At 70.2% G+C, this 10,968-nt stretch carries 7 protein-coding genes and 1 pseudogene; 5 read left to right on the top strand and 3 right to left on the bottom strand.

What is annotated here, in order from left to right; genetic code table 11:
- Both D7Y11_RS11705 and D7Y11_RS11700 read right to left on the bottom strand, forming a co-directional pair.
- Positions 1-640: pseudogene (locus D7Y11_RS11705) on the bottom strand (apolipoprotein acyltransferase); the annotation flags it as partial.
- Positions 637-1,224, bottom strand: coding sequence for a PadR family transcriptional regulator (locus D7Y11_RS11700; RefSeq protein WP_121752915.1), 588 nt, complete (start codon positions 1,222-1,224; stop codon positions 637-639). The pseudogene D7Y11_RS11705 and the gene D7Y11_RS11700, both read right to left, overlap by 4 nt.
- 186 nt (positions 1,225-1,410) lie before the next feature.
- Between D7Y11_RS11700 and D7Y11_RS11695 the strand changes: the two genes are divergently transcribed.
- Genes D7Y11_RS11695 through D7Y11_RS11685 form a run of 3 tightly spaced genes read left to right on the top strand, consistent with a single transcriptional unit; the run spans position 1,411 to position 8,317 of the window.
- Positions 1,411-2,586, top strand: coding sequence for a trypsin-like serine protease (locus tag D7Y11_RS11695; RefSeq protein ID WP_120580324.1), 1,176 nt, complete (start codon positions 1,411-1,413; stop codon positions 2,584-2,586).
- 50 nt (positions 2,587-2,636) lie between these two features.
- Positions 2,637-4,670, top strand: coding sequence for a CHAT domain-containing protein (locus D7Y11_RS11690; protein ID WP_126933732.1), 2,034 nt, complete (start codon positions 2,637-2,639; stop codon positions 4,668-4,670).
- Positions 4,667-8,317: a hypothetical protein gene (locus D7Y11_RS11685; protein ID WP_126933731.1), complete on the top strand. Its 3,651-nt coding sequence runs from the start codon at positions 4,667-4,669 to the stop codon at positions 8,315-8,317. Before D7Y11_RS11690 ends, D7Y11_RS11685 begins: the two co-directional genes overlap by 4 nt.
- Here the strand turns inward: D7Y11_RS11685 and D7Y11_RS11680 are convergent.
- Positions 8,300-9,763 carry a hypothetical protein gene (locus D7Y11_RS11680; RefSeq protein WP_126933730.1) on the bottom strand — a complete coding sequence of 488 codons (1,464 nt, stop codon included), beginning with the start codon at positions 9,761-9,763 and terminating at the stop codon, positions 8,300-8,302. The two genes, D7Y11_RS11685 and D7Y11_RS11680, sit on opposite strands and share 18 nt — an antisense overlap.
- Positions 9,764-9,972: 209 nt before the next feature.
- Between D7Y11_RS11680 and D7Y11_RS11675 the strand changes: the two genes are divergently transcribed.
- Complete coding sequence (locus D7Y11_RS11675) at positions 9,973-10,383, top strand: response regulator transcription factor (protein ID WP_126933729.1); 411 nt, start codon at positions 9,973-9,975, stop codon at positions 10,381-10,383.
- Between the two features lie 156 nt (positions 10,384-10,539).
- Complete coding sequence (locus D7Y11_RS11670) at positions 10,540-10,929, top strand: response regulator (RefSeq protein WP_120580329.1); 390 nt, start codon at positions 10,540-10,542, stop codon at positions 10,927-10,929.
- Positions 10,930-10,968 lie beyond the last annotated feature (39 nt).

The following is a 10,968-nucleotide window of genomic DNA, read 5'->3' as shown; positions in this document are numbered from 1 at the left end:
CCCCCGCGAGCCGCAGCGCTCCGAAGCCGAGGATGGCCACCAGTACCGCCGCGTACACCGCCAGCCCGGGAAGGACGCGGCGCCCCGTATCCCGGTGCTCGAACGCCCAGTTGGCCACCGTGGCGAACCACACCAGGACGAACGTCAGGCCCCACAACCCCGTCACCGATACCAGCTGCACCAGCACCGGCACCTTTGCCTGGGTGTAGGCCAGCACGCCCCAGGTGCCGAATGGATTGCCCAGGCTGCTGAAGAGCTCCAGCCCCGTCGTCGCCGCTGGCAGGAAGAGCGTCCCCACGAAGGTGCCCCGTGGCCCCACGACGAGCCGGTCCGCCAGGTACAGCAGCGCGACCACCACCGCGCCTCCCAAGGCCATGCCGAAGGCGCTCGCGGCGGAGCCCGGGAACACTCCCAGGTTCGCCACGTAAACGGCGATGGTGTTGGCCACCAGCAGCCCCACGAAGCCCACCGCGGGCCGCTGCCTCCGGGAGAAGAAGAGGAACAGGGCGCCCATCAGCCAGCCGGGCAGCACCGCCCACTCCGTGTTCAGCAACAGCACCAGTCCAGCCCCGACGCCCAGGGCGAGCCACGGCATGAACATGGACAGACGCCGCGCTCCTTCGTCCGGATGACCGCTCATCGCGCTCCCCTCTTCTTCGTCGAACCTGTCGTCGGCTTCATGCGCCCCAGTGCTTCGCGCGCCTCGTCACACCAGCGCAGGTGCGCCTCCAGCCCGAGCAGCCCCGCGCGAATCGACAAGTGCTGGTAGGCAAACTCCGGATCGTCTTGCCGGGCGTGGCGTACGTCCTCGTCGATGAGGCGCAGCACCGCCAGCAGCCCCTCGGCCTCGGCGCGGCTGCGCTCCACCTGCGCCAGGGAGTCCGCGGGCCCCACCTGGGCCCCGAAGAAGAGCTTGAGCAACAGCTCGTTGCGCTCGACGTGGGGGAGCACCGGCCGCCTCAGCCATTCAGCGAGCGCCTTCCGCCCCGCCGCCGTCACCCGGTACACCTTGCGGATCCGTCCGCCCCGTGAGCGCTCCTCCGGCTCGAGCTCGACGAGCCGCTCCTCCGCCATCCGCTCCAACGTCGGGTACAGGTTGCCGTAGCTCTCCTGCCAGAAGTGGCCCACCGACCGCTCGATGGTGCTTCGCAGGTCGTACCCACTCATCGGCTCCCGGCACAGCATCCCCAGGATGGCGAACCGACAGGTGCTCTCCCTCGCCATGACTGCCTCCTCCACCCAGATATATCAGACTGATATATCCGGCCACCAGCCCTTCGGCGTGCTCATTCGAGGAGGCGCCGCCGCTCGCTGTCTCTGTTGAAGGAGCGCCAGACCTGGTCGCGGACCCAGTTCAAGCGGTGAAAACAAGCCTGCTCGCCCCCAGAGGACGAACCGTAGAGTGGCTGCATGACCTCTCCCCGCTCGGCCTTCCCGTGGTCCCCTTCCCTGCGTGCCACCGTCGCGCTGGGCTTCCTGTCCCTGGGTGCTGGCTGTGGCCCTGAAGCGGTCGGTGATCCACCCGCCGTGGCGCAGACCGCTCGGCCTCTCTTGGGCGCCACGCCCGCCGCCGCCGGGGAGTTCCCCTGGATGGTGTCCCTCCAGGACGCGGCCGGGAACCACCTGTGTGGCGGCACCATCATCAACACCCACTGGGTCCTCACTTCACGCCAGTGCGTGCTGGGGACCGGCACCGTGACGCCCCCGCATCCCAGCACCCTGCGCGTCGCGGCGGGCAGCAACAGCCTGGCGGCGATGAGCAGCGCGGGTCAGGTGAGTACGCTGCTGGACATCATTCCCCTCATTGGCTCGTGGGATCCGACGCAGGGCAAGGACGCGGCGCTCCTGCGGTTGATGACCCCGCTGACGCTCAATGGCACCACGGTGGCGGCCCTGCCGGTGGCGACGGCGGCGGATGTCTCCGCCGGCTACACCGATCCGGGCGTCATCGCCACGCTCTCGGGCTGGGGGCAGACAACCCCCGGCAGTGCAATCCCAGACGCGTTGATGAAGATGAGCGTGCCGCTGATGTCCAACGCGGATGCCTCCCTGGCGCTGGGGCAACCCCTCACCACCGACCAACTGGGGGCGGATGGTTCGGCGCAGGGCAACGCCTTCTGCACGGGGGACGTGGGAGGCCCGCTGGTGGTGGACGGCCCCTCCGGGAAGAAGCTGGTGGGCGTCGCCAGCTACAACCTGGGCTGCTCGGCGCCGAACATCTTCGAGCGGGCTGCGTACCTCAAGGGGTTCATCGACTACATGACCCCGCGGCTGAGCACCGCGCCGCGGGCGACGCTGCAGCATGTGAGCGCCGCCCAGGGCGGCTGGAAGCACTACTCCCTGACCCTGCCGTCGGGCATCCCCGCGTTCACCGTGTCGCTCCAGAAGGGCACCGGCAATGGCACCCTCTACGTGCGCTACAACGCAGCGCCCACGCTGACGAACTACGACTGCCGCTCCGGTGCCACGGACAGCAACCTGGAGTATTGCTCCCTCTACTACCCGAGCCAGGGGACCTGGTACATCTCGGTGTATGGCGAAACGGCCGTCGTCGAGGCCTCCATGCTCGGACGTACTTTCTATTGATACGGCCGCTTGCTCCAGGTGCCATGAGGACGGAGTAGGCTTCCGCTCGCATGAGCACGAGCGGAACGACGGCGCCCGGATTCTGGCTGGAGGTCGACCTCGCGCTGACTGGCGATGAGGTCAGCGCAACAGCGCGGGGCAGCGGAGGCCAACAGCCCGCGCCGCACAGGTTGGGGCCCGCGCACTCGCGCGAGTCCCTCCGCCGCTTCGGTGAGTGGGTGCGGGACGCAGCCGTGCGCGGAGTACCCCTGGAGTCCGCCGAGCAGGCGCGGGCGCTGCACTCCGCCCTCTTCCGCGAGGGGCTCCAGGAGGTGCTGCTCGAGCTGCGCGGCGTGTCGCGCAACATCGGGAGCAAGAAGCCGCTGCTGCTGCGCCTGCTGCCCCGGGACCGCGAGCTCCAGGCGCTTCCCTGGGAGGCGCTCTGTGGACCGTCCGGGCCGCTCGACTTCCTCGGCATCTCGCCGGAGCTGTGCATCGTGCGCGGGGTGCAGTCCACGAAGCCCTGGCTTCCTCGCGAGGTCACTGGGGCCGTGCGGCTGCTCGTCGTCTCGCCGCTGGACGAAGAGGCACCGGCCCGCCTGCGCGCCATGCTCCAGCCGGCCATCGACTCCGGAGCGCTGGAGTGGATGGAGCCGCTCGTGGGGGCCCGCTCGCGGCGCGACTACGTCATCGACCGGCTCCGCTCGGAGCCCGCGCCGCACATCCTGCACTTCATCGGTCATGGCGGCGTGGACGCGAAGGGGGCTCCGGTCCTGCAACTCACGGATGCGGACGGCGCGTCCGCGGGGCTCTCCGTGGAGCTGCTGGCGAAGGAGCTGGCGGGAGCCTTCCGGGGCGACCTGCGATTGGTGGTGCTCGAAGCCTGTCAGGGCGCTCAACCGGGGGCGCTGACGAGCGCGGCGGAGCTGCTCGCGCAGGGCGGCGCGGACGCGGTGGTGGCGCACCTGTGGCCGGTGAAGACAGACGTGGCGCGCGCGTGCTCGCGGGCCTTCTATCGCGCGTTGGTGGGAGACACCCGGCACCGGGGCGACGTGGCCCGCTGCCTCCATGACGCGCGCAGCACGGTGCTCACGGAGTTCGGCGAGAGCGCCGAGGCCTTCTCCCCCGTCCTGTACCTGCGAGGCAGTGACACCACCCTCTTCTCCTTCCGGCCCGCCCGGGTGAACGCCACGCCCCGTGCTCCCGTGCGGTCCGAACCGGTGCGCACGGAGGACCCGTCCCTGCGCGGGCTCCTGGACCTGGTCTCACGTCCCTTCTCCCTGGTGCTGGGCGACCACGGGGGCACCACGGACGAGGACCTGCGGGAGCTCTTGCACGGCCGGATGCGGGGCACGCCCTGGGCCGTGCCGGAGGCGCTGCCGATGAGCGCGCTGGCGCAGCGGTTCACGCTGCGCTTCGGGCCCAAGACGCTGGACTCGCACTTCCAGGAGGTGTTCCGGGATGCGATGCCCACGCTTCCGCTGGTGGAGGCGCTGGCGCGGCGGCTGAGGCCCGGCGTGCACATCACGCTCTTGCGCATGCCTGTGTTGGAGCAGGCACTCGCGCTGCACCGGCCCGAGCTGCCGCTTTATGTCATCCAGCCGTCGACGCCCGACGAGGGCTCCGCGCTGATCCGACGGCGCCTGCCAGGGCAGGACTGGGAACCGATCGACACGCTGCCCCTGGACTTCGACCCGTCGCGCGACGTGGCGCTGGTGAGGCTGTACCGGGGCTACCTGCCCGACCGCGTCTTCGAAACGCCCCTGCTCACGGAGGACGATTATCTGCACGGCGTGCGAGACCTGGAGTCCGTCCTGCCTCCGGACCTGGCGGACGCCATCCTGGGGACGCTGGACAGCCGCCCCGCGCTGCTCATTGGACTGTCATTGCTGGCATGGAACCACCGCATGCTGCTGTCTCGGTTGTTCGGACGCCGGCCGCTCCCTCGCAAGAGCCTGGTGCTGCTGGAGCCCGGGGTGCATGAGGCGGAGTCTTGGAAGTCAGGCCGGGGCCTGCCCGCGGGCGCTGGCATCCAGGTGGTGCAGGCGGAAGCGGGCGCGGTGGCCGAGTCGCTCGGCACGGGGACGCAGGGAGGTTCGCGATGAACGGCCTGGTGAATCCCTTCCTCGGGCCGCAGCCCTACCGCGCGGCGGACCGCGAGCGCTTCTTCGGCCGCGAGACCGTGACGCAGCGGCTGGTGAATCGCATCCTCGCGCACCCGTGCCTCACGCTCTTTGGCCCCTCGGGCGCGGGGAAGTCGTCGGTGATGCAGGCCGGCGTGATTCCGCTGTTGGAGGAGGCGCACGAGTTCCGCACGGTGCGCATCGACGGGTGGCTCGCGGGGGAGGCTCCGCTGGCGCGGCTCGTGCGCACGATGCACGCGGAGCTGGAGCTGGGGCCTCCACCGGAGCAAGCGGGGACGGTGGAGGCGCTGGACTCGGCGCTGGAGCTCGCGTCGCAGCGCTCGGACCGGCCGGTGCTCATCTACCTGGACCAACTGGAGCAGCTCTTCCTTCCGGGGCGCGACGTGGAGGCGACTGGCGCGCTGCTGAAGGGGCTGGACGCGCTGGCACGCAAGCCGGTGCGCGGGCTGCATCTCGTGCTGGCGATGCGCGAGGACTACCTGGGGCGCTTCCGTGACCGCGTGCGGGGCCGGCGCGAATTGCTGGAGCAGGGCTTCCGGCTGGGGCCGCTCACCGTGGGCGAGATGGTGCGGGTGTCGTGCCGGCTGGCCACCGAGAAGGGCCTGCCCACGCAGCCCTGGTCCGAGCAGGAGGTGCGCGCGCTGATGCGGCAGGTGCGCATGGCGGGACAGGGCGAACAGGACGATGACGCCGAGGTGCAGGCCGCGTTCGCGCAGATCGTCTGCCGGGCGCTGTGGGACGAACGGGCGCGGGGCCAGGCCGTGGAGCCTGTCGCCGCGGAGCCGATGGTGCACCGCTACCTGGAGGCGACGCTGGATGCGCTCGGCTCCGACAAGAAGCGGGCGGCGCGCCGGTTGCTGGAGCAGCACCTCATCGCGAGCGACGGCAGCCGGACCCTGCTGACGGAGCAGGAGGCCCGCGCCGAGCTGCCACCCGAGCACGCGGACGAGGTGCTGACGCACCTGGAAGCGGCGGCGGTGCTGCACGCGGAGCAGCACCAGGGCAGCCGGTACTTCGAACTGGGACACGACTGGCTCGCGCGCAAGGTCTTCGACCTCAAGCAGCAGCGCATCGAGCGGGAGTCAGGGCAGCGACAGCGCCGGCGTGAAGCGGCCGAGCGGCGCAGGCTCATCATCCTGGCCTCGGTGGCGGTGGGCGTGGCGGCGCTGATGGCCCTGCTGCTCATCTGGGCCTGGACGGAGCGGACCCATGCGGAGCGGGCGAAGACGGCCGCGGATGGCGCGAAGCAGGAGGCCGTCAAGCAGGCGCGAGACGCGCGGGGATTGGCGTTGATGGCGGGGGCTCGCGACCTGCAGGGCCGCGGCTACGCCGCGATGGCCACGAAGCTGCTGCTCGAAGTGCCTGAGCCCGAGCAGGCGCGGTGGTGGACGCAGTTGGCGCATGACGTCCTGAAGGAACCCCTCCCGGAGGTGACGTTCCAGGGAACGGCTCCGCTGAACGTCGCGGCGTTCAGCCCGGACGGCCTGCGGGTGGCGGCGGCCTCCCGGGAAGGACCGGCGTGGGTATGGCGCGTGGACGGGACGGGCACCCCCGTGGCGTTGACGGGCCATGAGGGCATCGTCGACTCCATCGAGTTCAGCCCGGACGGGCAATGGGTCGCCACCGCCAGCCGGGACGCCACCGTCCGGGTGTGGCGGGCGGATGGGACGGGCACGCCCGAGGCGCTCTGGAAGTACGAGGACACCGTCCACTCCGCGAGGTTCAGTCCGGATGGCCAGTGGCTGGTGACGGCTTCGGCGGACATGAGCGTGCAGGTGCGGCGGGCGGATGGAACCGGCGAGCCCGTGATGCTGGGCGAACACCAGGCCTCGGTCCTGTCGGCGCGCTTCAGCCCGGAGGGGCGGCGCGTGGTGACCGCCTCCTGGGACAGGACGGCGCGGGTATGGCGGGCGGATGGGAAGGGCCCGCCCATCGTGCTCAAGGGGCACACGAAGCCCGTCTTCTCCGCCGAGTTCAGCCCGGATGGACAGTGGGTGGTGACGGCTTCCGAGGACAAGACGGCGCGGGTGTGGAGGGCGGACGGAACGGGCACGCCCGTCGTGCTCAACGGGCATGAGGGGAGCGTGAACTCCGCCACGTTCAGCCCCGATGGCCAGTGGGTGGTGACGGCTTCCGAGGACAAGACGGCGCGGGTGTGGAAGGCGGATGGGACGGGCTCTCCCACCGTCCTTAATGGCCATACAGACCCCATCACCTCCGCGGAGTTCAGCCCCGATGGCCAGTGGGTGGTGACCACGTCGTTCGACGGGACCGCAAGGGTGTGGAGGGCGGATGGAAGAGGCTCCCCCCGGGCGCTCCAGGGGCACCAGGGCTGGGTCGCGGACGCGCGATTCAGTCGGGACGGCCAGCGGATCATCACCGCGTCCAGTGATGGAGCCCTCCGGGTCTGGAAGGCGGGCGGGCCGGAGCTTCCCGTGGTGTTCCAGGGTCCCGGAGAGGCGGCCGACGCGGTCCGGTCCGCGCGGTTCAGCCCGGATGGGCAGCGGGTCGTCACGGCGGGCGCCGACGGAGCGGCACGCGTCTGGCGCACGGAGGGGACGGGCGCCCCCGTGGTGCTCGATGGGCGCGCGGGTCCCGTCTTGTCGGCCGCGTTCAGCCCGGATGGACACCAGTTGGTGACTGTCTTCGAGAACGGGAGTGCGCGGGTGTGGCGGACGGATGGGATGGGCCCTCCGGTGATGCTGAAGAATCCGCTCAGGCCCATCGGGTCCGCGGAGTTCAGTCCGGATGGCCAGTCGGTGTTGATCACGTCCGGGGGCGAGCCCCAGGTGTGGAGGGCGGACGGGAGCGGGACACCGCGGGTGCTGAAGTCCGACGATGCACGCTCCGCCCGGTTCAGCCGCGACGGTCAGTGGGTCGTGACCGCGTTTGTCCGGGTCCCGAAGGTGCAGAGGACGGATGGAACCGGCACGCCCGTGCTGCTCCAGGGCCATGAGCGCCGCGTCCTCTCCGCCGAGTTCAGCCAGGACAGCCAGTGGGTGGTGACGGCGTCCGAGGACCAGACCGCGCGGGTGTGGAAGGCGGACGGGACGGGCACACCCGTCGTGCTCAAAGGGCATGGAGGTGACGTCTATTCCGCGAGCTTCAGCCCGGATGGCTTGTGGGTGGTGACAGCGTCCGCTGACAAGACCGCGCGGGTGTGGAGGGCGGACGGAACGGGCACGCCCGTCGTGCTCAAGGGACACCTGAACGTCGTCAATTCCGCGAGCTTCAGCCCGGATGGCCTGTGGGTGGTGACGACCTCGGTTGACCAGACCGCGCGGGTGTGGAGGGCGGACGGAACGGGCGTGCCCCTGGTGATCCAGGGCTGTGAGTCGGAGGTCGCATCCGCCGAGTTCAGTCCGGCCGGGCAACAGCAGGTCCTGACGGTGTGCGCCGATGGACAGGCACAGCTCTGGCCCCTGGATGTCTCGGAGCTCCAGCGGCGGCTTCGGGCCGTCAACAAGGACTGCCTTCCTCCGGACGTCCGTCGCAGCTACCTGGATGAACGCGAGGAGCAGGCGCGCAGCGGCTATGCGGAATGTGAGAGGGCCCAGGGACGGGATCCGCTCGTGACGCCGCCCCCGACGCTACGGCTGCTGCCCTGAAAGCCTTGCAGCGGGGTCTCCGAGCAACACATAGCCGCGCAAGTCATTGCGCTGCATCCACTGATGACCCTGTCGCTTCGGGTCAACAGGATCCGGAATGCCATACACCTGCGCGTCCTGCCGCGCCCGGTAGCCCGCCAGCAGCGCGTCGTTGACGCCCCGGTACGCGCTCATCAACGCGTCCAGGGCGACGCCCGCGCGGCTGCCGTTGGACAGGATCTGGAGCGCGGAGAGGACACGCGAGGCACGGCCGCGCGTCATGTCCTCCGAGTCCAGGAACCCGAGCGTCCACGCCAGGTCGCTGTGGCCGATGATGCCCAGCGGGCCGCGCGGATTCGCCAGCAGGGCCTGGGGCAGCGCCGCCACGAAGGGACGCTCCCCTGCCCTGGGCAGGCTGTGCAGCACGGAGTCAGGACGGCCCGCGAACCCGCCAGCCGCGGCGATCTGCGCAAGCCATGCATGGAACGCACTGTCCGGTGGAGTCGCCGCGCCGAAGCACGCCACGCTGAACCACATGCCTCCGGGCAGGAAGGGCGTGTCCCGCAGCATGGCTCCCGTGAGCGGTGGGCCTCCGCCCAGCGTCAGCGCGCCCTGCATCGCCCGCTGCTCCTGGGCAGAAGCCCAGCCCATCGAGGGCCGCCCCAACCCATGCGCCACCGTGAGCATCACCGCCGAGCGCGCAGCGGCCGCGGCCTCCAGGAGCGCGTCCGCGTCCGCGTAGTCATAGGGAACCTCCTGGACCTTCAACGCGGGCCGCTTCTGCCTCCACCGCGTCTCCATGACCTGCCGGCAGGGCTCCACCAGCAGGTGGTGTCCGGAGGTCGTGGCCGTCGTCCCGTCCCGCGCCGTGTACAGGAGCATGTCGGGGGACTCCGGAGGCGCGCCCTGCTTCTCGGCCGCGATCACCTTCCCCGCGTAGGACGTGTAGCCCGCGAGGTCTGGTTCACCGTCGGGCAGCCCTACGTGAAGCCGTCCCACGAACGCGCCATGCGCGAGCACGTGCTGCAACTCCATGGACACGTCGGGCAGGTCCCCGAGCAGCAGCAGGTACCTGGGACGCTCCTCCTCGGGGACGTCCTCGGCCCGGTGCACCGACTCCTTCCAGCGCACCGCCGCGTTCGCGTCCATGCCGGGAGGAACGCGGTAGCGCATCACCGCGGCGCCCTGCTCCTGCTCGCGGTGCTGGAGGAGCGGCTCGATGGCGCGAAGCATGGCGTCGCCCGCCGTGCCCAGGGGCGCGATGACACCCCAGCGCTGCGCGGGCAGGTCATTCGGGTTCGCGTCGGGCCGCTCCAGCGTCATGCCCTCGGCACGGCGAGGAAGCGGCGCGGGCCTGGGGGCATCCCGGGTGGAGTCCGCGGGAAGCCCGTCCTCCAGCACCGGCCGGCGGTCGTCAGCGCGCGCGAGCAGGAGCTGGAGTGATTCATCCTTCACGGGCTCGGGCATCTTTCGGCTCCCGGTGGGACCTGCGTTCTATTAATTCACGGCCCGCGGACGCGGCAGGGTACGACCTTTTTTCGTCCAGATTCCGGAGACTGGTCCAGGAATTGGAAAACGGGCCCATCCTCGCTCGCCCCCTCCCTTCCAATCCCTTGCAATGACTGGAATGGGCGTATGACGCCCTGCCCGGCACAACAGCTGCACTGTTGTTGTGCATGCACGGTAAAATCCTCCTCCTCGATTCGAAGCCCCCGGTTCGTGGGGCAACGGCGCGTCACCTGACGGCCGCGGGCTTCACCGTCCTCACCGCTCGCACGGATTCCCAGGCTCGCGGCCTGCTGGATGCGAATCTGTTCGACGCGATCCTCATCGACCACCCCTTCGGCCGGCCCGGCATGGAAGAAGGTCTGCGCTTCGCGCGCGACCTGCGCCTGCAGGACGCGCACATTCCCATCCTGTTGATGACGGCGCTGCCCCTGGACGAGGTGCGGCACTCGGCGTGGACCAGTGGCATCACCAGGCTGCTGCCCAAGCCGCAGCTGATGCCGGTGCTCATCCTCCACCTGTCCGCGCTGATTCCCGCCGCGGCCAATGAGGACCAGCCCCAGCCCATCCCCATGCGGTGAGCCTCCAGGCTGCCGTCATTGCCTGATTCAGTCCGGATTCTGGAAAGTGGATCCGCAAGCTGGACAGACGCGCGCGGCGGACGTGCTTCCACCGGGCCAAGTCGTTGTAATGACTTCCTTCCTCTATCCTCGGGGGCACTGGCCCCTCACTTGCTCATGCCTTCGTGTGTGCCCCGGAACCTGCTGATCGTCGATGATGAAACGGTCCTGTGCTGGGTCCTGGGCCGCTTCTTCGCCAGCGCCGGCTACAAGGTCGACTCCGCCACGGACCTGAATGAGGCCCTGGAGCACATGAAGCGCAGCCGGTACGACCTGGTCATCAGCGACCTGCGGCTGAGCGGAACGCAGTCCGAGGAAGGGCTCATCATCGCGGAGCGGGTGCGCGAGTCCTCGCCCGCCACGCGCATGGTGCTGCTGACGGCGTTCGCGACGCCGGAGCTGGGGACGCGTGCGCAGGCACTGGGCGTGGACCTGGTGCTGAGCAAGCCCCAGCCGCTGCCGGACCTGGCGGAGCACGTCTCGCAATTGCTGGAAGTACCGCGCTAGCGCCTCGCACCGTCGGCCCATGGACGGGCGGCCCTTTCC

The organism is Corallococcus sp. AB018 (assembly GCF_003986945.1).
Lineage (GTDB): Bacteria > Myxococcota > Myxococcia > Myxococcales > Myxococcaceae > Corallococcus > Corallococcus exiguus.
This window is presented reverse-complemented; position numbering and strand designations above follow the sequence as displayed.